Origin of the sequence: Asaia sp. SF2.1 (assembly GCF_000505765.1) — a bacterium.
GTDB classification, from domain to species: Bacteria; Pseudomonadota; Alphaproteobacteria; order Acetobacterales; family Acetobacteraceae; genus Asaia; species Asaia bogorensis.
Map to the genome: position 1 here is coordinate 52,661 of NZ_AYXS01000005.1, position 20,772 is coordinate 73,432.

Annotated in this window: 23 protein-coding genes and 1 tRNA gene; 11 read left to right on the plus strand and 13 right to left on the minus strand. The window is 60.0% G+C overall.

The features are described from left to right. Nucleotides 1-74: 74 nt before the first annotated feature. The 3 genes from P792_RS24435 to panB form a co-directional block, all read right to left on the minus strand. On the minus strand, nt 75-803 hold the full coding sequence (locus tag P792_RS24435; RefSeq protein WP_023977913.1) for an SDR family oxidoreductase: 729 nt from the start codon (nt 801-803) through the stop codon (nt 75-77). 110 nt (nt 804-913) lie between these two features. Then, nucleotides 914-1,759, minus strand: coding sequence for a pantoate--beta-alanine ligase (gene panC, locus P792_RS24440; RefSeq protein WP_031240192.1), 846 nt, complete (start codon nt 1,757-1,759; stop codon nt 914-916). Then, a complete protein-coding gene (panB, locus tag P792_RS24445) occupies nt 1,756-2,574 on the minus strand; it encodes a 3-methyl-2-oxobutanoate hydroxymethyltransferase (protein ID WP_023977915.1) in 819 nt (272 codons plus the stop codon). Before panB ends, panC begins: the two co-directional genes overlap by 4 nt. A gap of 228 nt (nt 2,575-2,802) precedes the next feature. On the opposite strand from panB, the gene P792_RS24450 reads away from it, so the two are divergent. Then, a complete protein-coding gene (locus P792_RS24450) occupies nt 2,803-3,900 on the plus strand; it encodes a branched-chain amino acid aminotransferase (RefSeq protein WP_031240193.1) in 1,098 nt (365 codons plus the stop codon). A gap of 142 nt (nt 3,901-4,042) precedes the next feature. Here the strand turns inward: P792_RS24450 and P792_RS37940 are convergent, their stop codons facing one another. Then, a complete protein-coding gene (locus tag P792_RS37940; RefSeq protein WP_023977917.1) occupies nt 4,043-4,354 on the minus strand; it encodes a hypothetical protein in 312 nt (103 codons plus the stop codon). 110 nt (nt 4,355-4,464) lie between these two features. Between P792_RS37940 and folP the strand changes: the two genes are divergently transcribed. The 4 genes from folP to P792_RS24475 all read left to right on the plus strand — a co-directional run bounded on the left by folP (nt 4,465) and on the right by P792_RS24475 (nt 8,143). Further along, on the plus strand, nt 4,465-5,370 hold the full coding sequence (gene folP / locus P792_RS24460) for a dihydropteroate synthase (RefSeq protein WP_235075409.1): 906 nt from the start codon (nt 4,465-4,467) through the stop codon (nt 5,368-5,370). Continuing rightward, the gene (folK, locus tag P792_RS24465; RefSeq protein WP_023977919.1) at nt 5,367-6,245 is read left to right on the plus strand and encodes a 2-amino-4-hydroxy-6-hydroxymethyldihydropteridine diphosphokinase; all 879 of its coding nucleotides are present in this window, start codon (nt 5,367-5,369) and stop codon (nt 6,243-6,245) included. The genes folP and folK overlap by 4 nt, the downstream gene beginning before the upstream one ends. Next, the gene (gene folE / locus P792_RS24470; RefSeq protein ID WP_081866710.1) at nt 6,242-6,898 is read left to right on the plus strand and encodes a GTP cyclohydrolase I FolE; all 657 of its coding nucleotides are present in this window, start codon (nt 6,242-6,244) and stop codon (nt 6,896-6,898) included. Before folK ends, folE begins: the two co-directional genes overlap by 4 nt. 66 nt (nt 6,899-6,964) lie before the next feature. After that, nucleotides 6,965-8,143 carry an SMP-30/gluconolactonase/LRE family protein gene (locus P792_RS24475; protein WP_023977921.1) on the plus strand — a complete coding sequence of 393 codons (1,179 nt, stop codon included), beginning with the start codon at nt 6,965-6,967 and terminating at the stop codon, nt 8,141-8,143. A gap of 41 nt (nt 8,144-8,184) precedes the next feature. Here P792_RS24475 and P792_RS24480 read toward each other — a convergent pair whose 3' ends face one another. Then, nucleotides 8,185-8,901, minus strand: a complete 717-nt coding sequence (locus tag P792_RS24480) for an MgtC/SapB family protein (protein ID WP_023977922.1) — start codon at nt 8,899-8,901, stop codon at nt 8,185-8,187. A gap of 124 nt (nt 8,902-9,025) precedes the next feature. After that, nucleotides 9,026-9,805, minus strand: a complete 780-nt coding sequence (locus tag P792_RS24485) for an SDR family NAD(P)-dependent oxidoreductase (protein ID WP_023977923.1) — start codon at nt 9,803-9,805, stop codon at nt 9,026-9,028. Nucleotides 9,806-9,903: 98 nt separating this feature from the next. On the opposite strand from P792_RS24485, the gene P792_RS24490 reads away from it, so the two are divergent. Together P792_RS24490 and P792_RS24495 are read left to right on the plus strand one after the other, a co-directional pair. Beyond that, entirely contained in the window at nt 9,904-10,497 is a 594-nt protein-coding gene (locus tag P792_RS24490) for a hypothetical protein (protein WP_023977924.1), read from the plus strand. Between the two features lie 291 nt (nt 10,498-10,788). Next, nucleotides 10,789-13,074, plus strand: a complete 2,286-nt coding sequence (locus tag P792_RS24495; RefSeq protein ID WP_023977925.1) for a Hint domain-containing protein — start codon at nt 10,789-10,791, stop codon at nt 13,072-13,074. A gap of 22 nt (nt 13,075-13,096) precedes the next feature. On the opposite strand, the gene P792_RS24500 is transcribed toward P792_RS24495, so the two are convergent. Further along, the gene (locus tag P792_RS24500; RefSeq protein WP_023977926.1) at nt 13,097-13,717 is read right to left on the minus strand and encodes a 3'-5' exonuclease; all 621 of its coding nucleotides are present in this window, start codon (nt 13,715-13,717) and stop codon (nt 13,097-13,099) included. A gap of 239 nt (nt 13,718-13,956) precedes the next feature. Here P792_RS24500 and P792_RS37405 point away from each other — a divergent pair, with 239 nt between their 5' ends. Then, the gene (locus tag P792_RS37405) at nt 13,957-14,115 is read left to right on the plus strand and encodes a hypothetical protein (RefSeq protein ID WP_155996802.1); all 159 of its coding nucleotides are present in this window, start codon (nt 13,957-13,959) and stop codon (nt 14,113-14,115) included. A gap of 120 nt (nt 14,116-14,235) precedes the next feature. On the opposite strand, the gene P792_RS24505 is transcribed toward P792_RS37405, so the two are convergent. From P792_RS24505 to P792_RS24520, 4 genes are all read right to left on the minus strand, one after another. Continuing rightward, entirely contained in the window at nt 14,236-14,784 is a 549-nt protein-coding gene (locus tag P792_RS24505) for a 6-carboxytetrahydropterin synthase (RefSeq protein WP_023977928.1), read from the minus strand. After that, nucleotides 14,771-15,472, minus strand: coding sequence for a 7-cyano-7-deazaguanine synthase QueC (gene queC / locus P792_RS24510; protein ID WP_023977929.1), 702 nt, complete (start codon nt 15,470-15,472; stop codon nt 14,771-14,773). Before queC ends, P792_RS24505 begins: the two co-directional genes overlap by 14 nt. After that, nucleotides 15,472-16,113: a 7-carboxy-7-deazaguanine synthase gene (queE, locus tag P792_RS24515; protein ID WP_023977930.1), complete on the minus strand. Its 642-nt coding sequence runs from the start codon at nt 16,111-16,113 to the stop codon at nt 15,472-15,474. Before queE ends, queC begins: the two co-directional genes overlap by 1 nt. Before the next feature lie 66 nt (nt 16,114-16,179). Then, nucleotides 16,180-17,184: a retroviral-like aspartic protease family protein gene (locus tag P792_RS24520; RefSeq protein WP_023977931.1), complete on the minus strand. Its 1,005-nt coding sequence runs from the start codon at nt 17,182-17,184 to the stop codon at nt 16,180-16,182. A gap of 310 nt (nt 17,185-17,494) precedes the next feature. Here P792_RS24520 and P792_RS24525 point away from each other — a divergent pair, with 310 nt between their 5' ends. Beyond that, a complete protein-coding gene (locus tag P792_RS24525; RefSeq protein WP_235075410.1) occupies nt 17,495-18,469 on the plus strand; it encodes an MBL fold metallo-hydrolase in 975 nt (324 codons plus the stop codon). 114 nt (nt 18,470-18,583) lie between these two features. Here P792_RS24525 and P792_RS37410 read toward each other — a convergent pair whose 3' ends face one another. After that, entirely contained in the window at nt 18,584-18,730 is a 147-nt protein-coding gene (locus tag P792_RS37410) for a hypothetical protein (RefSeq protein WP_171840641.1), read from the minus strand. A gap of 173 nt (nt 18,731-18,903) precedes the next feature. On the opposite strand from P792_RS37410, the gene P792_RS24530 reads away from it, so the two are divergent. Together P792_RS24530 and P792_RS24535 are read left to right on the plus strand one after the other, a co-directional pair. Next, the gene (locus P792_RS24530) at nt 18,904-19,755 is read left to right on the plus strand and encodes an ABC transporter permease (RefSeq protein WP_023977934.1); all 852 of its coding nucleotides are present in this window, start codon (nt 18,904-18,906) and stop codon (nt 19,753-19,755) included. A 2-nt stretch (nt 19,756-19,757) separates the two neighbouring features. Beyond that, the gene (locus tag P792_RS24535) at nt 19,758-20,522 is read left to right on the plus strand and encodes an ABC transporter ATP-binding protein (RefSeq protein ID WP_023977935.1); all 765 of its coding nucleotides are present in this window, start codon (nt 19,758-19,760) and stop codon (nt 20,520-20,522) included. A 125-nt stretch (nt 20,523-20,647) separates the two neighbouring features. Here the strand turns inward: P792_RS24535 and P792_RS24540 are convergent. After that, a tRNA-Asp gene (locus tag P792_RS24540) sits at nt 20,648-20,724 on the minus strand. Between the last annotated feature and the right edge of the window lie 48 nt (nt 20,725-20,772).

Sequence of the window (20,772 nt, forward strand, 5' to 3'; positions counted from 1 at the left end):
GGGGTCATGTTCTCGTCCAACAGGGTCTCGCAGACGCTCGGGCTCAGCGAGCCCGGACGCCTTTGATCTCTGGATCAGACGTCAAAGCCGTTCGGCAGCAGGACCAGGTCACGAACGACCGTGCCCTTGCGGCGCGTCAACATGAAGATCAGTGCTTCGGCCACGTCGGAAGGCTGCATCATGCCACCGCCTTCGAGAGCAGCCTTGCGGCGCTCGGGGTCCCAGTCATTGATCAGCGGCGTGACAACCGGGCCGGGCTGGATCGCGCCGACGCGAACGCCATGCGGTGCCAGCTGGCGACGGCAGGTATGGGTGAAAGCCTGCACGGCATATTTGGAGCCGGTATAGATCGGCTCAGCCACGATCGGCACCACGCCTGCCACCGAGCTGGTGATGATGATATCGCCGCTGCCCTGCTTGATCATGGGCACCATGGCAACGCGCGCCGAGTGGAATGCCGCATTGATGTTGAGGTTCAGCATACGGTCCCATACATCCGGGTCGCCTTCCCAGGCGTTGCCACCGACATAGGAGCCAGCATTGGCGAACATGATGTCCAGACGGCCCTGCTCCGCGAGCACGGTATCGACAGCCTGCTGGATGCTGGCATGACGGAAGAGGTCGACCTCGACGCCGTGCAGCTTTTCACCGAGCTCTTCGCGGGCCTTTTCCATGGCCGCCTTGTCGCGGTCGAGGACATAGACGATAGCGCCAGCCTTGATGAGATGACGAACGCATTCCAGACCGATGCCGGAAGCACCACCCGTAACGGCGGCGACCTTGTCCTGTAGCGGAAGCGACATGCTTGCATACCTTCTTGTGCATCGGTGCCTTCCGGCAGGAGGGCACCGGAGGCCCGACATTCGGGTCGCGCCTCAATATGCGGGTATCATGGCACGGCCCCGCCGCAGAACTAAATAACGATATTGTCAATAAGGCGCACAGAATCGAGAGCGGCGGCTACCAGTAATCGAAGCGATCCCCGGTCATATTTTGTTGCGAATACATCACTGATGGAAGTCAGGCTCTCGGCCTCGCAGCAGGCGAGATAATCAACCGGCTGAAAACCGGACCGGGCAAGCCTCGCTCTGGCCTGAGCCAGCGCCTCGGTGACAGGGGTGCCTGCTCGCAGTTGCGCGGCAGTTTCCTGCAACGTGGCATGCAGTTCGGGTGCGATGGCACGCGCTTGCGGGGAGAGCCGACGGTTGCGCGAGGACATTGCCAGACCATCGGCTTCACGCAGGGTCGGGCACGCCACAATGTCGATCGGTATATTCAGATCCTGAACGAAGCGGCGGATGATCTGAAGCTGCTGCCAGTCCTTTTCACCGAAAAAAGCGATATCCGCCTGCGTAATGCCGAAGAGCTTGGTCACCACGGTCGCCATGCCATCGAAATGGCCTGGCCTGTGGGCGCCCTCCAGCGTTTCCGTCATGGTCATGACCTGCACACGGCTGTTGAACCCCGCCGGATACATGGTGTCGACCGAGGGGATGAAAATCGCGTCCGCATCGCCCAGAAGGGCGATATCGGCCTCTTCCGTACGGGGATAGGTCGCGAGATCCATCGGATTGTTGAATTGCGTCGGGTTGACGAAAATCGAGACGATGACCCGGTCGGCCTGCTTGCGCGCCTGTTTGACGAGGCTCAGATGGCCTTCGTGCAAGGCGCCCATCGTGGGAACGAGCCCTGTCGTTTCTCCGGCCTCTTTCCAGCGCCGGACGGTCTGGCGCAGTGTCGCGATATCGCGAATGATCATGAGCGCTCTCCAAAGCTGTGCTCGGGCCCCGGAAAGGCGCGCGCCCGAACGTCCTGCGCATAAGCGGCGAGAGCCTGTTCGGCCTGCTCGGCAAGATGGGCATAACGCTTGACGAATTTCGGTTTGAAATCGGCAAAAAGCCCGAGCATGTCGTCGATGACGAGTATCTGGCCATCACATTCAGGCCCGGCACCAATACCGATCGTCGGGATCGTCAGAGCCTGCGTGATGGATTCACCGAGCATGCGGGGCAGTTTTTCGAGCACGACGGCAAAAGCGCCCGCCTCCTGCACAGCCTGGGCATCGTCCATGACGCGCTGTGCATCCTCGTCGCGGCCCTGAACCTTGTAGCCGCCCAGAGCATGCACGGCCTGCGGGGTAAGTCCTACATGGCCCATGACCGGAATGCCGCGTGCCACCAGAAAGGCAATTGTCTCCTTCATATGCACGCCGCCTTCGAGTTTGACCGCGCTCGCGCCGGTCTGGGCCAGCAGGCGCGACGCGTTGCGAAAGGCCTGGGCCGGGCTTTCCTCATAGGAGCCGAAGGGCATGTCCACCACGCACAGGGCACGCGTGATGCCGCGCATGACGGCCTGCCCGTGCAGGATCATCATTTCCATGGTGACACCCAGCGTGGAGGGCAGGCCATGCAGGACCATACCGACGCTGTCGCCTACCAGAACGATATCGCAGGCAGCATCGGCAAGGCGGGCCACCGGTGTCGTATAGGCGGTAAGGCACACAAGGGGCGCGCCACCTTTTTGCGCTTTCACGGCCTGGGGGGTGAGGGTCCGGATGGGGGTCGATGCGCTCATGATACGCCCTTCTGCTCATCAGCCTCTGTCACAGGCCTGTCTATGGTCCGTTTGCCTGATCCGTTTAGGGAATTGCCGCCAGCATGGCCCTGCACCTTGCCGGGTGGCAGGAAAGGCTCACGAAAGCGTCAGGCGAGGGGCTGTTCTTCTCTCTCCCTATCAAAGGGTGTCAAGATGCAGCGAACGGGATAGAGTGCGCTGACTGTTGACACGAAAATGGATCAGACCATGGTTTCCGAGAGCGCAGCCCTGCATTTCACCATCGAGCCCATCAGCAATCCGACTCCTGCGGATCACCGTGCGGATCTTATTGCCAATCCCGCTTTCGGACGTGTCTTCACCGACCATATGGCCATTGTGAAATACACCGAGGGCCGCGGCTGGCACGATGCGCGCATCACCGCGCGCAAGCCGCTCACCCTCGATCCGGCGGCTTCGGTCCTGCATTATGCGCAGGAAATTTTCGAGGGCATGAAGGCCTACCGCACCGAAGGGGGTGGTATTGCGACGTTCCGTCCCGAGGAGAATGCCAGGCGCTTCAGGGCCTCGGCAGAGCGTATGGCCATGGCCGACCTGCCGCAGGAAATTTTCATGCAGGCCGTCGATGAACTCGTGAAGATCGATCAGGACTGGGTGCCGACCGGTGAGGGCAAGAGCCTCTATCTGCGTCCTTTCATGATCGCGACGGAAGTGTTCCTTGGCGTCAAGCCTGCGTCCGAATATCTGTTCATCGTCATTGCCTGTCCTGTGGGCGCCTATTTCGGTTCCGGCTGCGTTTCCGTATGGGTGTCGGACGACTATACGCGCGCTGCCCCGGGTGGCACGGGGGCTGCCAAATGCGGTGGCAATTACGCAGCAAGCCTTGTGGCCCAGCGCGATTCCAAAACTCATGGCTGCGATCAGGTGCTGTTCCTCGATAGCCGCGAGCAGCGTTTCGTCGAGGAGATGGGGGGCATGAATGTCATGTTCCTGCGTGATGACAACACACTGGTCACGCCTCCACTGACAGGCACCATCCTGCCCGGTATTACGCGCGATGCCATCCTGCAGCTTGCAAAGGATCGCGGTCTGAAAATCGAGCAGACCCCGCTTGAGATCGACGAGATTTTCGCCGGTGCCGCTTCTGGCCGCTACAAGGAGGCCTTTGCCTGCGGAACGGCCGCCGTCATCAGCCCGATTGGCGCCCTGCGTCGCACGGGTGGCGAGGCTGTTTTCGGCGACGGCAAGACGCCGGGTGAGGTCTCGCTGGCGATCAAGAAAGCCTTGACCGACATCCAGGCCGGTAAGACCAATGATGCGCATGGCTGGATCCACGCCATCACTTGAAACTAGTTCCCAGTGTTGCAAAGGATCCTGTCATGGTAGGGCTCTGTCATGACAGGGCCCACCAATGGCGCATCTCATGTGGTCAGGGCCGGTCGGGGTGATACCCGACCGGCCCTGTCTCGTTCTGACCTGCGTTACGTGATCAGTAGTTCTCGTCCATGGCCTCCGGGGGCGGTGCATGACGCTCGGGTTCGATGGTGCGGCTCATGGCAGCCACTTCCTCGTCCTTCGAGGCGGGCTGTGGGCTGAAGCCGGGGTGCTCGCTGCGTCGTTCAAGCAGGACGCTCTCGAGCGCTGATGGATCGGCGGCTTCTGCCTGGCGGAAAAGCTGCTCCGCTTTTTCCTGTTCGCCTTCCCCCTCGGCGCGCAGGGCGGCCTCTGCAAGGGCGCGGGCGCTGTAATGCTTGTTGTCTTCCCCATCGAATACGGGGGTGTCGAACTGGTCGTTGGCCATGATGCGTCTCCTTCTTGCAGGATAGAACAGCGGGCGAAGGGGCCGGTTCGTTTTTCTGGACCTGTCCGCTCCCATACTCTAAGAGCGTGGTTCCCTCAGTCCCGGCATGAATGGATGTTATGGAAGCGGTCGGCTCCGCGGTTCACAAGGCCCAGTGGCAGGACAGGCGCGATGCGCTCAAAGCCGCGATATGGGGTGCGCATGAGGCGCATGAACCGCTGATCATGGGTATCGTCAATGCGACGCCTGACTCGTTCTCCGATGGCGGGTTGCATGACGCCCCGGACCTGGCCGTCGACCATGCGCGCCAGCTGATTGCCGAAGGGGCGGCCCTGATCGATATCGGGGGTGAATCCACGCGGCCCGGTGCGGCTTTTGTCCCCGCATCTGAAGAGATTATGCGCACACGCCCTGTCATGCTGGCGCTGCGCGACCAAACCTGTTTCCTGTCCATCGACACCTACAAGGCCAGTGTGGCGCGTGAAGCAGTGCGTGCCGGGGCGGTCATGATCAACGACGTATGGGGCATGCAGCGCGACCCCGCCATGGCGTCGGTGATGGCCGAAACCGGGGCAGTGGCCGTGCTGATGCATAATCGCGAGACCATCGACCCTGGACTGGACCTGCGTGACGAATTCCGGCGCTGTTTCGATGCGATCCTGACGCAGGCGCTGCGTGCCGGCATCAGGCGCGAGCATATCGTGCTCGACCCCGGTGTCGGGTTTGGCAAGACTGACCCGCAAAATCTTGAGAGTATCCGGCTGATCGGTTTCCTGCGTGAGACATATGGCGTGCCGGTGCTGCTGGGCCTGTCGCGCAAATCGCTGTTCGGTCGCCTGCTTGGCCGCGACGTGAATGAACGTCTGGCGGGTACTCTGGCCGCTAATCTTGGCGGTCTGGCACAGGGCGCGGCCATTCTGCGTGTTCATGATGTAGCGCCCCATATTGATGCTGTGCGTATCGCGACAATGCTGGGCTGCTTTTCCCCGCAGGCAGAGAGGTCCCCCGTGTCATGACCCAGTCGGTCATTCGCCTTGACGGCATACAGGTCTTTGCCCGGCACGGCGTATTGCCGGAGGAAACGCGGCTCGGGCAGAAATTCCTGATCGATCTGGTTGTCACCGCTGATACGGCCCGGGCGACGGCCAACGACGATTATCGTCACGCAGTCTGTTATGCGGCGCTTTGCGATCATGTGGTGGCGCTTGCCGCCGGTGAGCCGGTACAGCTGATCGAGACACTGGCCGACCGCATCGCGCAGGACCTGCTGGCGCATTTCCCCACCATTGCGCGCCTGACCGTGCGGGTCAGCAAGCCCGGTGCACCCATCGCCCATCCGTTCGGCATGGTGAGCGTCGAGACAACCAGAGAGCGAACCCTGCCGGTCGGATTTTCGCTTGGGTGCAATATGGGGGATCGGCAGAGTGCGCTTGCGCTTGCGGTCACATGGCTTGGTCTCACGCCGGGTCTGGAAATCACCGCTGTGTCAGGTCTTTATCGTACGGCGCCGTGGGGTGGGGTTGAGCAGCCCGATTTCTATAATCTCTGCGTCACGGGGCGGACCGGTCTCGATGCCATGGCGCTTCTGCGCGTCTGCAAGGACATCGAGACCCGTCTCGGGCGGGTGCCTTCGGTGCGCTGGGGGCAGCGCGCGATGGATGTCGATCTGCTTTATCTGGGGACGCAGGAAATCAGCAATCCCGTTCTGACCCTGCCGCATCCCGGTATCGCCCAGCGGGCTTTTGTGCTCGTTCCCCTTGCAGAAATCGCATCGGAACAGAAAATCAGTGGACTTTCGGTTTCGGACATGTTGGACAGGCTCCCCCGCGAGGCTGAAGACGTTGTCCCCTGCGCGGAAGACCCGTCTTGCATTGCCGAGGACCAGAAATGACCAAACCGACTGCCGATCTCGTGGCGCTGGATGCCGCCCGCCACAAGGGGCAGGGTGGCGAGCGCCCCATCGCACCGATTGCGAAACCCGAGGATGCCGAGACACGCATCGCCGGTGCCGTGCGCGAAATTCTTGAGGCTCTCGGTGAGGATCCTGACCGGGAAGGGCTGTTCGAGACGCCGGGTCGTGTGGCGCGCATGTATCTGGACGTGCTGGGTGGCCTGCATGAGGACCCGCGTGATCATCTGCACAAGCAGTTTCTGGCGGACCAGCATGAAGGGGCGGTTATCGTGCGCGATATCGGCTTTCATTCGATGTGCGAGCACCATCTCCTGCCGTTCTTTGGCAAGGCTCATGTGGCCTATCTGCCTGAGGGCGGACGCCTGACCGGGCTGAGCAAGATTGCGCGTACGGTCAATGTTCTGGCCCGTCGCCCGCAGTTGCAGGAGCGCCTGACAGACCAGATTGCTGCGTCCATCATCGAGGTTCTCGAACCCAAGGCTGTCATGGTTCTGGTCGAGGCCGAGCACATGTGCATGGCCATGCGCGGCATACGCAATGTCGGCAGTCGTACGGTTACGACAGTTGTGCGTGGCACCTGGCAGCGTGATGCGGCGTTACGTGCCGAGATCATGTCCTTGCTCAAGGGCTAAACGTCACGCTGCTGTGGTTTGACGCGAGAGCCCTGATCGCCTTGATGACGGACAGGAAGAGGGAATATGAAAACACGTCTGACCCTATGTACCCTTGCGCTGTCTCTCGCAGCCACGCTCGTTTCGCCGCCCTCGTACGGGGCTGACGACGCCTCCATGCCGGATATGACCGGCATGGGCGATGCGCCTGTCGACAGTATCGACGCCGGCTACAAGCCCAGCGGCAATGTGACGGTCATCGGCCGGTTTCAGGATGCCCAGCCCTCCGGCATCGCCATCCTGTCCGACCATCGCATGGTGCTGGGCTTTCCCCGCAGCCTGCACGATCATGATGGCCCCCGTCTTGCCCTTTACAGCCATGGCCAGCTCACCCCTTTCCCCGACGCTGAGAGCCAGGGACGTTTTGTGTCGCCGCTGGGTATGACTGTCGATGCCAGCGGACAGCTTTGGGTATTGGATGAGGGTATTCTGGCAGAGAAGGGCACTGTGCCGGGGGCCGCACGTCTGTTTCACATTGACCCGGTGGCGAGCCGGATTGTGGAAGAGATCGCGCTCACGGCGCCGGCATTGCGATCTGACAGCCATCCCAACGATGTTCGCATCGATCTGACGCATGGCGATCGGGGGACGGCGTTCATTACCGATTCATCCCTGACCGTGCATCCCGCGCTGATCGTGGTCGATATCGCCACCGGCCATCAGCGTCGCCTCTTGGCTGATACAGAGCCGGTCATGCCCCGTCATGGCTTCATGGCCGTGCTCGATGGCAAGGCCTCGCGCTACAATGCGGACAAGCCGACAATGGCCCAGGCAGGCGCCAACGGGATCGGCCTGAGTGCCGATCAGCAGACGCTTTTCTGGCAGCCCCTGACCAGCCGTGAGCTCTATTCAGCCCCGACAGCCGTTCTGGCAGACCCACGCGCCACCGAAACCGAAATCGAGTTCAGCGTGAAGGACGAGGGTGAGGCGGGCATGGGCGATGGCATGGCCACTGCTCCTGATGGACGCCTTTTCCTGACCGATATCGAGCGTCACGGTATTTTGCAAAGAGCGCCGGATGGCACGATTTCGGTTGTCGCCCATGACCCGAGGCTGATCGCCCCTGATGGTCTGGCTTATCAGGGCAACGCGCTCTATGCGACGATTGGCCAGTGGTCGCGTCAGCCCGCTTTTCATAATGGGGTAAACCAGGAGCAACGCCCCTGGCTTGTGGTCAAGATCACCCTGCCATCACCAGCACCCTGAGAACGTCACGGGCTGGACCGCTTACAGGCGTGTGAAGTCGCTCAGTTATCGGTGTTGAGCGACCACGACGCGGCTGTGACACGGCTGTCAGTCATCAGACTGGCGACAAGCTGTTCCAACGCGGCGGGCCCATTCGATGACACCATGAGGGCAATGGCGATGGCAGTCTGGTCGTCTTTCTCATCGCTGAGCGCCAGTTTGCCGATCGTATAATCGGCCTCCTCCAGACGTTCCTTGATCAGGGCCGTCATCGTCTGGATTTCGAGCGCACAGGTGACGATGCGCAGAGCGTATCCCGTCTCCATGGTCTTGGCCTGCAAAGGAATACGATCAATCGCTCTCACGATCGGTCTCAGGAGGGTATTGCCTGCGATGATAAAGAAGGTGAGCAGGAACCCTTCTGCCAGCATATCGCTGCCCACGCACGCCCCTACCGCTGCCGAACACCAGAGCGTGGCGGCCGTGTTCATGCCGCGTACATTTGCCCCTTCCTTGATGATCGCACCGGCCCCCAGAAAGCCGATGCCTGACACGACATAGGCAATAACCCGCAGGGATTCGACATCGCCGGCAATACGCTGCGCCAGATCGACGAAAGCCGCGCCCCCAAGCGCTACCAGCGCATTGGTGCGCACACCGGCTGTTCGCTGTCGGTATTGCCGCTCGGCACCGATCAGGGTGCCGAACACGAAGGCGCTGAGCAGGCTGATGCTCGAATCAGTGAAGGAATGAAGGTCGAACGTTTCGATAAAGCGCATCGGGCGCTCCAGTCTTGATCATGGGCTGGTCCGGCCTGTCTAGAACATGGCGCAAGGCAAGGGAAACATCAGTGAGCGTGCTTGGTAAAACGGGCCGATATCTGATCTGGACGTTCTGAGGCTCTCAGCCTGGCTGGGCGGCAGAACCTGCAAGCAGACCGCCATCAATCGAGAATTCCGACCCCGTTATGTAGCCTGATTCATCGGAAGCCAGCATGACACAGAGTGAGGCCACCTCATCGACTGTTCCGAAGCGCTTGAGTGGCGTATCGGCAACCAGCGCTGCCATACGCGTTTCGCGGTCAGGGCCCTCTCCCAGCATGGCATCCCATATCGGGGTCAGAATGGCAGCCGGGTGTACGGAGTTGCAGCGTATCGCCCAGCCTTTCTGCGCGGCATAGAGCGCGACCGTCTTGCTGTGGTTGCGTATGGCGGCCTTGGATGAGGCATAGGCCGCTGCGGCGGGTATCCCGACGAGCCCGGAGCGCGATGAAATGTTGATGATGGAGCCAGTGCCCCTGCCGCCCATCCGGCGCAGGGCGTAACGACACCCCAGAAAGGTGCCATCCAGATTGGTGGCATGGACGGCATGCCAGTCGGCAAGGAAGGCATGTTCGGGGTCATGCGCGACCATGCCCTGCTCGAAACCGGTAATTCCCGCATTATTCACAACGATATCGGGTTCAGGACAAAGGGTTTCGAGTGCAAGCCAGTCAGCCTCGCGCCGCACATCAAGCGGTATGAAACGACATGACAGCGCCTCAGCTGATTTTTCTCCGTTTTCGCGGTCGATATCGGTCCTGATCACCGTGCAGCCTTCGTCACAAAAATGCCGGGCGATGGCCAGCCCGATGCCGCGGGCTGCCCCGGTGATAACGGCCGTTTTGTTTTCGAGACGGCGCATGGTTTTCTCCTGCTCTCCGGATTTATGTTCCGGTTGTTTCCCGGCTGGATCATACAGGCTCCCGTCAGAACGGGCGTACACAAGCAGGAGTGGGTTGGATGACAGGGCTGCGAACGCATCGGTCGCGCGGGAATACGAAGAATTTCATCCCGGAACATGCGGATTTTCGGGAAGAGCATGCCCGTGTCATCAAAGCTGATGCAAAATCCTGTCTGGACGCCGCAGAGGCCTTTGAGATCGATCAGGACTGGCTGATCAGGCTTTGCCTCGCCCTGCGCGATCTGCCCGGCAGGGCGCTCAAGGGACGGGAGGCTCACCGTTTCAGCAAGAAGAGCTTCGTCTTTCTCGGTCGGGAAGGGGACAGGTTCCTACGTTATGGGCTCAGCGGGCAATTCTGGCGTGCGGATTATGGCCTCTCCAGAAGTGGGATGTGTACGCCAGAGGCATGGCAGGCGGCGTGTGGCCTGACCCGCCTCCTCCTGGAGTTCGAGGCTCGCCCTGACGGACCAGACCGGACATATCTCGTAACCCGTACTCTCGTTTCCTGTCCGGAAGATGCAGAGCGCCGGAAAATGGCGCTCTACTGGGCTCTCATACGTCCTGTCAGTGGCTTGATCAGGCGCCGTATCCTGCGTGCGATTGCGCATCAGGCCAGCAGGGTAACGAACAGCAAACATTCTCATTGGTCATGATGGAACACGACGCGGTCGCCTGACCTGAATGCCCTAGATGAGATCTCAAATAAGAAATCATTACGATTAGTTATCAGGGCCATAAAGAAATGGCTGAGTCCCGTTCAGACTGCCCCAAATAGTTCATATACAGAACAAACGGGCAGGAATGTCGCACGCGCTATGCGAAATCGCTTGTCACGCAGAGACATAATCCTCTATCACGGCGCCGTTACCGTTAAATATCAGGATATTCTCCCATATTTTGGTGAGTATTAATTAATATCCATCAATCACCGTTAAGGAGCAGCCTTGGCTATTCGCCGTACAACAAGTGGCGCCACGATCACCAGCGGGGCGACCAATTATGTCGCTGGCGGCCAGGTGACGTCGGGCGATCTTGTTTACGGCCTTAACGGCGGCACCGATCATCCAGCGGTCGATCTCGCCTCGGGTGGTATCATATCAGGGGCAACGGCTCTTTCCGGTGGCGTGGTTGCTGCTGCCGCCAATGGCACGACTTACGGTGGTACGGCTTATGAGAGCGGGTCGTTTGCGGCGCTCAACCAGGGCGTGGTCATCAGCGCCACCATTACCTCACGCGCTGGTCTCGCTGTTGGTAACTTGTCCGGTTACAACGGCGCACAAGCCAGTGCCATTGCGCCTCATGTGCTCAATGGCGGTCAGGCGATTGTTGGCGGCGGGTTCACCATCAAGGGCCAGACCTTTGCCGGATCCGGGGTTGTTTCCGGCGGGACTTTCGAGGTGGGCTCGACCGAGCAGCTTGCCAGCGGCGGGACGGATATCGGCGGTATCTTTGGCGGCACACAGGTTGTCTCGTCGGGTGCTCTGGCAGTCCGGGGTATTTTCAGTGCGGGCGTGCAGCTGGTGCAGGGTGGTTTGGCGTCGAGCTCGGTTGTCTCTGCCGGTGGAACGGTTGTCGCAGGAAACGGGGGCACGATCAGTGGCCTGACGATCGGGAGTGGCGGCACCGGGCTGACGCTGTCGGGTGGTCTTGTCGTCAATCAGCTTGTCGCTGCACGCGGTCTGGCCGTCGTGTCATCTGGCGGCGTAGTCAGTGGTGCCACAATCGCGTCCGGTGGGTCGGAAGCCGTTATTTCCGGCGGGGTGGTCAGCGGCGCGACCATTCTCTCGGGTGGAACCCAGAACGTGTCTTCTGGGGCTACGGTCCAGAAGGCCGTCATCTCCGCCGGTGGATCCATGATCGTGGCATCCGGGGCGACCATCGCTGGCCTGGTGGTGGCCGGCGCGACGTCCAGCACGGGGGCAGCGGGATTGCTGACAGTCTCACCCGGCGCTGTTCTCACCAATCTGAGCGTCGGGTGGCGCGGACGTATCGATATCGAGGGACTGACTTACAAACCGGGCGGCAAGATCACAGTCAGCAACGGTATCCTGACAGTTACCCACTCAGACGGCACGAGCTGGTCCACGGCGCTCACGGGCTCGTACAAGGCGGGTGATTTCCATCTGGAAGCCGATAGCGATGGCAGCACCGAACTCGTCTATGACAAGTGCTTCCTGGCTGGCACTATGATCCGCACGCCAGAGGGCGAGCAGGCGGTTGAGACATTGCGCGTTGGTGATCTGGTCTCGGTGAATGGTGCTGGCGGGTCCGGTATCCGTCGGATCGAGTGGGTCGGTTCGGCCGAAATCCTGGTTGACCCGGCGCGTTCTGATGATGTGGCGGGATACCCTGTCCGCTTTAGGGCCGGGGCTCTGGGCGGTGGCGTTCCTGATCGTGATCTCTTCATTACGCCCGAGCACTGCGTCTATATCGAGGGGGCTCTGGTACCGGCGCGTATGCTGGTCAATGGTCACAGCATTGCCTATGACCGTACGCGGACCCGCTTCAAGATCTATCATTTTCGTACCGAGACCCATGCGATTGTCTGGTCGAACAATATGCCGACCGAGACCCTTCTCGATCATGGCGAGATCATGGGTCTGAAGCCCCATGAGGCGCCAATATCTGCGATTTCGGCAGGGATACCTGTCGTGCGGGCGGACGTCACAGGCAGCCCCCTTCCGCTGCTTCCGGCTATTGCAGAACCCGAGAGAGCTGCTCCCTTGCGTGTCGAGCGGAGCTTTGTCGAGCCCCTGCACCGTTCACTGGCCGATCGAGCAGGCCTGTTGTCATCCGAAGCGTCGCAGAAAGAGAGTGCGTCGGGTCATGAAGATGCCGAGCTGCATCTTGTGAGTGTCGATGGACAGATCATCAAGCCGGTCAGGCGAATCGAGGATATGGTGATCTTCCAGATCCCGTCCGAAATGGAGGAGGTCCGCATACGCTCACGTGCAGCTCGTCCCGATATGGCCGAGGGGCCGTTTGTGGATGACAGGCGCCATCTCGGCGTGCTGGTGGGCGATGTCCATTTCTGGGATAGCTGCGGCATGACCCGGATCGACACCCATCTGAGCGATGCTGCCCTCGAGGGCTGGAACGGGCTCGAAGCGGCCCCGATGCGCTGGACCGGAGGCAATGCACGGCTACCTCTGGGGATGCGCCGGGCTGGGGCGCCGGGTGTGCTGGGCCTGACCATCAAGGCGACAGCAAGATACGGCGCGGCTGCCTGATGTGCTGGATCACGATGGGGCGTCAGGTAAAAAGCTGCTCCTGACGCTGCATGTCGCGCCCGGCACGCAAGGCTGCACCGCGACGGACATGGCGCGCCTGTGTGAGCCGCAGCAGCGCCTCGGGGTCGGCCAGGGCGAGCTGTCGTTGCAGGATATGGGCGGTGACATAGGCATCGGGTCCTGCCCGGTGGGCGGGTGAGGCACTTGCGCGGTCCAGATCGAGCTTGAGCCAGTAGCGCAGGATCTGGTTTGTATGTCGTGGGGCGTCGGGCCAGAGTTTCTGACCGATACGCAGCGTACAGAGCCAGGGCAGACCTTCCGTAATCGTGTCGGTCAGAAAATGCCGCTCGAAAGCGATATGATGGGCACAAAGCATGTCCGGCACGGGATCGCGCCGCACCAGCGCACTCAGGGTTTCTGGCGAGGCCGTGGGCAGTTCATCGGAAAAATCCTCGTCCATCAAATGGTGAACGGCCTGTGTCTCCGGTGTCAACGGCGCTTTCGGTTTGAAGAGTTGTGTGTGGACAGGCTCGATCAGCCATGTATCGCCCTGCAGGACAAGATCGACCGAGCCGAACTCGATGACCTCAGAGGCGGTGGGGTGAGACCCGGATGTTTCAAGATCAATAACGCGCAGTCTCATGGCTCTGTTTAGACCTGTTTTTCTGATGGAGCGCGAGTCCCGAATGCCTGGTTTCTTGATCTGCCTCCCGTGACGTCAAGAAATTAAATCCCACGATTCATCCATGATTCAGAACTGCTCAGGGCATCGGGCGTTAGCGATGTACGGGAACAAATCAATGGGCTCATGCCCCATTCTTTCATGGCAGTGCCAGATTGGTGCCACGTTCCCTTGTTGTTGTTCCAGTGAAGGAGATGGTCATGAGCAAGACGATAACCCTGCCTCAGACTGAACTGCCCGCCAGCAGTGAGCCCGCCAAGCTGGGCGTAACATCACCACGTGACATCAAATCCGATGACCATGGCGCTTTTCGTGTCCATGTGCAGCTGCTCGGTCATGAGTGGTCACAGACGCATTGATAGCCGGCGCCTGACCCGACTGTAACCAGTGAGCCCTCAGGCGACCAAGAGCGTGATGTGCTGCCCTGCTCCACCTGGAGCAGATATAGCAGGCTCGGACCTGACGGGGCAGGCGTCTCGTCAGCTCTGCGTCAGAAGATCGGAAATCGTATCGTCCGCACGGTTCCACCAACAGGACTCTGGGGGAGCGTCTGTCACCGGCAGGTAGAATTCAGGGCCGCCAGTCAGGCAGACTGTGTTGGTCGGTGTTTCCTCGACTGACAGGCTGGTGCAGCATAGCACGTCACCATCAGCACGCAGGAAGGCCTGCAGCTTTGCATAGAGCAGTGCGGCCATCATCTCCGTGGTGGGATCCCCCGGTGTCACGACCAGCCTGTCTGCCCGGGCAGGCTCATTAGTGAGAAACCAGCTTAGCAATGGATCTGATGAAGAAATCTGAAAGGCATGGTCGAGGCGTGTATCGATAAAATCGTGCCATCGCCGTTTCGCGTCAGCAAACGGGATGACCATGTTCTGCGCGCCGTCCAGCCGTGCAGGTTCCCGAGCCTGCAACGTGACGGTCACAAATTCATTATGGCCATGGGGGATGGCACAACGCTCCGAGCTATCGGCGATCAGCCGATGCCCCATGCTGAACCGCCTTGTGAAGCTTAGTTCAAGCGCTGACATAACTGGCCCATCCCTTGGCACGAAGCTCACAGGCAGGGCAGGTGCCGCAGCCATAGCCCCAGTCATGCAGATGGGCGCGGTTGCCCATATAGCAGCTATGGCTCTCACGATTGATAAGCGCCACCAGCCCGTCACCCCCGATACGCTCAGCCAGACGCCAGGTTTCCGCCTTGTCAAGCCACATCAGGGGCGTATGCAGCACAAAGCGTGTTTCCATGCCCAGATTCAGCGCGACCTGAAGGGCCTTGATGGTGTCATCGCGGCAATCAGGATAACCGGAGTAATCAGTCTCGCACACGCCTGTCACGATATGGCGGGCGTTGCGCCGAACGCCAAGCGTCGCGGCAAAACTCAGAAAGAGCAGATTGCGCCCCGGCACGAAGGTTGAGGGCAGGCCGTTCTCGTTCATCTCGATCGCCGCTTCGCGCGTCAGGGCCGTTTCCGAAATCTGCCCCAGCACCGAGAGATCGAGCGTATGGTCCGGTCCAAGACGCTCACGCCATTGCGGGTTCTGGCGCGTCATGGCATCGCGCAAGGTATCGCGGCATTCCAGCTCGATCGCATGACGCTGGCCATAGGCGAAACCGAGGGTCTCGACATGTTCAAAGCGGTCGAGCGCCCAGGCGAGACAGGTCGCCGAATCCTGCCCACCTGAAAAAAGGACGATGGCCGTATCATCAGAGAGCATCAGGGAATCCCGATCAGCTTGTGGGTTTGCAGGGACAGACGCCAGCGCGGGTGCTTCAGGCAATAGGCGACGGCCCTGGCGGTATTGGCGATGCGATCCGGCCCGTCCATGGGTTGCAGCCAGAAATGCTCGAAATCCCAGCCCTCAAACAGCTCGGGGGGCAGGCTTTCCTGCGGGAAGACCAGTTTGAGTTCCTGACCGGTCTGTTGTGTGACAGTGCTGGACGGCTTGGGACTCACACAGATCCAGTCGATCCCCTTCGGGGCGTTAATCGTGCCATTGCTCTCGATTGCAATCTCAAAATCTGCCGCTTTGACAGCAGCGATCAGCGCGGGATCGATCTGCAAGAGCGGTTCGCCGCCTGTGAACACGACATAACGTCCTGCCTGATCGCTAGCTTCGCTCTGCCAGCATCGCACAAGGGCCTCAGCCAGAGCGTCGGCCGTTGCGAAACGCCCGCCGCCTTCGCCATCCGTTCCGATGAAATCGGTATCACAGAACTGACAGGCCGCCTTGTGACGATCTTCCTCGCGACCCGACCAGAGATTGCATCCGGTAAAGCGGCAGAACACGGAGGCGCGCCCGGTATGAGCCCCTTCTCCCTGCAGTGTCGCAAACATTTCCTTCACAGCGTATGGCATGCTCCGCATGTCGGCGAGGCGGGCTGTATATGCAAGTGAAAAAACAACGAATAAGGGGCGGCCGGGTTATTTCGTCACCGGTGTAACGCCAGCGACCGGGGTGATGGGAATGGGCGGCGCATCCTTCATTTCCGAGACGTGCTGCACATACATCACATCCTTCGTGGTCAGCCAGATGCGGGTCTGATGCAGGAATCGCGCACCGAACAGGGCATGGTCGATATTATCCGCATCATCAATGGTCACCCACGCATTGCTGATACGGAAATCTGCCATATCGAGATGGTCGAATTGCTGATGATAGCTCGTAACCGTGTCCTCTCCAACGGCCATGCTGTCCGTGCTTGACGGGTCGTTCTTGAGGTCGCGACGGGTGATGCCGATTTTCTCATGGGCCAGTGAATAAGGCAGCAGAACGTGGGAGGAGCCTGTGTCGAAAATTGCCGGGATCGGCTTGCTGCCATCGATGGTGAATGTCAGGCGAACCTTGTTGTCGTCCCAGTCCCGTTCGATAGGTATCTTGTGGACCGTTCCCTGCCAGTAGGGGGTGATATAGGGGCACCGGCGCATGTCGAGCATATACATCGCATGATGCGGCATATCGATCACCAGATCGGACGCCATCAGCAGCTCTGCGCCGAGCAGTCCGACAATAGGGGGCAACCCTTTGGGCGTTCGGGGCGCCATCGACTCTGTGAGGACAAACGCATGGTCGGTCGTGGCTCCGGAGCCCAGATCAAGCCTGTCGATGCGAACAACGGCGCTGCTTTCGATGCCATGCACACCTCTAACCTGAGCTGTCACGCCTGTGTAGTTCAGGCTGAGCATGCTGGCATTTTTTTTGAAGATGACAGAGTTGAAAGCGCCGGTATCGACCATGAACAATACGGGCTTGCCATCGATCCTGGCCTCAACCACCGGGATCGATGCCAGACTGCGCAGCCTCAGGCGGCCCAATGTCCGGATCTCGCAATGACCGGGCTGAAGCGGTGGCTGGTCATCGCACCCTGCCAGTAAGAGAAGGCCCATCATCAGGGGCAGGCAGCATATGAAGGCGTTTCTGCGGGACATTTCGGCGCTCTTTACCAAGGCGGTTCGTCCAACTGTTACATGCGTTGCGATTGCTTGCCAGTCATGACGCGTTTTATTACTGCTGATCAGCCGGTGCCACCGCTTTGCTGCGGGTCAGGACCGGGTTGTTTTCATGCCGGACTGAACTGCGCCTGAGCCCTGCCAATCGGGTGCGGCTTACTGGTATCGCTGCCAAATATCTTTCGTCATGCGGGGAGAAGCTGGCATGGGGTTCAGTCGTCATGATGCCGGAGGCCCGATGATTTCTTACCGATTACCCGCGAATCTATTGCCTGCGCTCCCTTCAAGCATGATCAGGCTATTGCTGCTTGCCCTGATGGTGCCCATTGCCACTGTTCAGGCGCATGAGTTTGACGTAACTGTCCTGGGGGCGGCCGGCGGGCTCGAGGATGGTAATCTGAGCGCCTATCTGGTCCGGGAAGCGGGAACGTCGTCCGGTGTGCTTCTGGATGCAGGCACAGTCCTCAACGGTATCGAAAAAGCCGATGCGGCCCATGCCTTCGATGACATCGATCTGGGCCCAGACCCATCAGCCTCACGCAGTGGGGTGATCCTCCATCGTGTGATCAAGGGCTATCTGCTGAGCCATGCCCATCTCGATCATGTGGCAGGTCTGGTGGCCATCTCGCCTGAGGATCCGGGCAAGCCAGTCTATGCCCTTCCCTCGGTTCTGTCGGTGCTTCAGGATGATCTCTTCAATCACCGTGTCTGGCCCAATCTGGGTGACAGAGGGGTGAAACCGGCTTTTGGGCTGCTTCACTATCATGACCTCACGCCGGGTCAGACAATGCCGCTCTCAGGAACGCCGCTGAGCGTCACGGCTTATCCGCTGAGTCATGGCGGGGTGGAATCCACGGCCTTTCTCCTCCATTCCGGTCAGGATGCCCTGCTTTATCTCGGAGATACCGGCCCGGATGCCATCGAGCCGGGAGGCCATCTGGCGGCGCTCTGGCACGAGGTGGCCCCATTGATAAGAACTGGCCATTTGCGCGGGATTATCATCGAATGTTCGTATGACAACCGACGGGCGGATAAACAGCTTTTTGGTCATCTGACGCCTCGATGGCTGCTGTCAGAACTCGCGGCACTTCAGGCCATTGCAGGCGTGTCCATGACGGGTTTTCCCGTTCTGGTTTCGCACATCAAGCCCCTGCTTGACGCCGGACCGACGGCGCAGACGCGTATCCGCAACGATCTGGATCGGGACAACCGGTTAGGCTTTCATTTTACTCTGGCCAGACAGGGAATGACGCTGCGTTTTTGACGCTTTGGGAGTGCCTTTTATCAACAGCGAAAGTGTATGAGGAGGGTGGTCTGGGCAGTTCCTCCTGTCTCGAAAGCGCGAGCCAGGCAAAGGCGTGGCAGGTTGACGTCTGATCTAGTCGTCCTGCTCTTCAAACAGGCCTGACCGGTTGATACGTCGTACCAGAAAGGCAGCCAGCAGCGGGCCGATCGCGTATGTCGCGAAGACAAAACCGATCATGAAGTAATCGCCACCGTCCATGCCTGCTTGCTTGTCCCGCACAATGAACAGCAATCATAGCCGACTCTACCGTCGTGAATCCATCTCGAGCCCTCGTCTGCCGCCGCAGGACACCGGATTTTGTCCGGAACGGAATGCATCGCGCGTCCCCGCTCTTGGAGGAAGGCGGCGGAGCAGGTAGAGCTTTCCTCCTGATCCAGCGAAGAGCAAGAAGCATGAACACAATCAAGGCAGAGTCAGGTCGAAAAGAGCCTATCCTCGATCTGTTCCCCCTGACCGCCGCCGGACGTTTCAGGGCAGCCCTGGCCGATTTGCGTGCAGGGCTACGCCTGTTGCCTCTCGCGATGATGCTCGGTTGGCTCGATATCAAGATGCGATATCGTGGTTCGATGCTGGGGCCGTTCTGGTTGACCATCACCACTGCCGTCATGGTGGCAGCGCTCGGCTTTCTCTATGCCGAACTCTTCAACATGGTCATCAAGGATTATCTTCCCTTCCTCGCGCTGTCGCTGGTGTTGTGGGGGTATATCTCGACACTGATTGGAGAAAGCACGACAGTATTTTCTCAGGAAAGTCGCATGATCCAGGCGGCACGTATGCCGTTCAGTGTCTTTGCGCTGCAGGCCATCACGCGCAATATCCTTGTTCTGTTGCATAATGCGGTGGTCGTGTTGGTCGTGTTTCTCATCTTCCATGTGACACCGCTTCATATCTGGCTGGTTCTGCCAGCATTGGCACTCTGGCTGGTGGACAGCTTCGCGCTGATGCTGTGTCTGGGTCTGTTGGGGGCGCGCTTTCGCGATATCCCCCCCATTGTGCAATCCCTGCTTCAGGTGTTCTTTTTTATCACCCCCATCATCTGGCGCCCCGAACTGGTCGGGACGCTCCAGCATTGGATATTGCTCGACCCGTTCTATTCGCTGATCGCCATCATGCGCACGCCGCTGCTGGGAGAACCAACCCCTCTTGCCCTGTGGGAGGTCGCCCTGGCGCATAGCGCTGTTCTGATCGGTTTTGCGGTTCTCGTCTTCACGCGCTTTCGCGCACGCATCGCGTACTGGGTTTGAACATGACCAGAGTTCTTGTGGATGACCTATCGCTCAGTTTTCCGGTCTATCATGCGGACAGTCGAACCCTGAAACGCTCCATGGCCCGAGCTGTGGCCAACCGGTCGGTCCATCGCGCGGGAAGTGCCCTCATCGAGGATGCCCGTCATCGCGTTACAGTAGACGTGCTCAGGGACGTTACCTTTGGCTTGCAGAGCGGTGAGCGGCTCGGTTTGATCGGTGGCAATGGTGCTGGCAAGACGACCCTGCTGCGGGCGCTGGCCGGTATTTATGAGCCTGTTGCAGGCCGGGTGCGCATCCGCGGTACGATTGGTACGCTTCTTGATACCCAGCTCGGCATGAACATGGAGCTGACAGGCCTGGAGAACGTGCGACTGCGCTGCCTCTCTCATGGCATGAGCGGCGCGGGGACGAAATCCGTGCTCGAGAATGTCGCCGAATTTGCCGAACTGGGCGACTTCATCGCCCTGCCGGTCAAGACCTACAGCAGCGGTATGCTGGTGCGTCTGGCTTTTGGGCTGGCGACAGCCATCACGCCCGACGTGCTGCTGATGGATGAATGGTTCATGGCGGGTGACATCACCTTCATGGAAAAGGCGAAAAAGCGGTTGGAAGCGCTCGTACAGGATGCGGATGTGCTCATCATGTCATCGCATCAGCCCGAAATTATGCGGAAATGGTGCACGCGTTTGATCTGGCTTGAGGAAGGGCGTATCCGCCTCGATGGTCCGTCCAGCGCGGTGCTGGATGCCTATCTCGCGACATGAGACAAGGTCGCGTGGTGCCCGGGGCTGAGGCAGGGCGCCTCGGCCCGGCATGATCGGTCGATCAATGGGTGATACGCGCACGATGGCAGCGTAATGCACCATTTTCTCATATTTTCATGGGAAAGTGGCGCGAGTGACGGGGCTCGAACCCGCGACCTCCGGCGTGACAGGCCGGCGCTCTAACCAACTGAGCTACACCCGCATGGAGCGTTTCCGCTCCGGCGACCGCGTCGGAGGAGGCTTGTAGCGA

What these genes read in the sequence shown, in the direction of transcription:
- P792_RS24520 (WP_023977931.1), bottom strand. Translation starts at nt 17,184, where the DNA reads ATGTCCCGCAGAAACGCCTTCATATGCTGCCTGCCCCTGATGATGGGC.
- P792_RS24435 (WP_023977913.1), bottom strand. Translation starts at nt 803, where the DNA reads ATGTCGCTTCCGCTACAGGACAAGGTCGCCGCCGTTACGGGTGGTGCT.
- queE (WP_023977930.1), bottom strand. Translation starts at nt 16,113, where the DNA reads ATGCCATACGCTGTGAAGGAAATGTTTGCGACACTGCAGGGAGAAGGG.
- P792_RS24490 (WP_023977924.1), top strand. Translation starts at nt 9,904, where the DNA reads ATGACAGGGCTGCGAACGCATCGGTCGCGCGGGAATACGAAGAATTTC.
- P792_RS24480 (WP_023977922.1), bottom strand. Translation starts at nt 8,901, where the DNA reads ATGCGCTTTATCGAAACGTTCGACCTTCATTCCTTCACTGATTCGAGC.
- P792_RS24535 (WP_023977935.1), top strand. Translation starts at nt 19,758, where the DNA reads ATGACCAGAGTTCTTGTGGATGACCTATCGCTCAGTTTTCCGGTCTAT.
- P792_RS24450 (WP_031240193.1), top strand. Translation starts at nt 2,803, where the DNA reads ATGGTTTCCGAGAGCGCAGCCCTGCATTTCACCATCGAGCCCATCAGC.
- panB (WP_023977915.1), bottom strand. Translation starts at nt 2,574, where the DNA reads ATGAGCGCATCGACCCCCATCCGGACCCTCACCCCCCAGGCCGTGAAA.
- P792_RS24525 (WP_235075410.1), top strand. Translation starts at nt 17,495, where the DNA reads ATGATCAGGCTATTGCTGCTTGCCCTGATGGTGCCCATTGCCACTGTT.
- folE (WP_081866710.1), top strand. Translation starts at nt 6,242, where the DNA reads ATGACCAAACCGACTGCCGATCTCGTGGCGCTGGATGCCGCCCGCCAC.
- P792_RS37940 (WP_023977917.1), bottom strand. Translation starts at nt 4,354, where the DNA reads ATGGCCAACGACCAGTTCGACACCCCCGTATTCGATGGGGAAGACAAC.
- queC (WP_023977929.1), bottom strand. Translation starts at nt 15,472, where the DNA reads ATGCTCTCTGATGATACGGCCATCGTCCTTTTTTCAGGTGGGCAGGAT.
- P792_RS24475 (WP_023977921.1), top strand. Translation starts at nt 6,965, where the DNA reads ATGAAAACACGTCTGACCCTATGTACCCTTGCGCTGTCTCTCGCAGCC.
- P792_RS24530 (WP_023977934.1), top strand. Translation starts at nt 18,904, where the DNA reads ATGAACACAATCAAGGCAGAGTCAGGTCGAAAAGAGCCTATCCTCGAT.
- P792_RS37405 (WP_155996802.1), top strand. Translation starts at nt 13,957, where the DNA reads ATGAGCAAGACGATAACCCTGCCTCAGACTGAACTGCCCGCCAGCAGT.
- panC (WP_031240192.1), bottom strand. Translation starts at nt 1,759, where the DNA reads ATGATCATTCGCGATATCGCGACACTGCGCCAGACCGTCCGGCGCTGG.
- folK (WP_023977919.1), top strand. Translation starts at nt 5,367, where the DNA reads ATGACCCAGTCGGTCATTCGCCTTGACGGCATACAGGTCTTTGCCCGG.
- P792_RS24500 (WP_023977926.1), bottom strand. Translation starts at nt 13,717, where the DNA reads ATGAGACTGCGCGTTATTGATCTTGAAACATCCGGGTCTCACCCCACC.
- folP (WP_235075409.1), top strand. Translation starts at nt 4,465, where the DNA reads ATGGATGTTATGGAAGCGGTCGGCTCCGCGGTTCACAAGGCCCAGTGG.
- P792_RS24485 (WP_023977923.1), bottom strand. Translation starts at nt 9,805, where the DNA reads ATGCGCCGTCTCGAAAACAAAACGGCCGTTATCACCGGGGCAGCCCGC.
- P792_RS24505 (WP_023977928.1), bottom strand. Translation starts at nt 14,784, where the DNA reads ATGTCAGCGCTTGAACTAAGCTTCACAAGGCGGTTCAGCATGGGGCAT.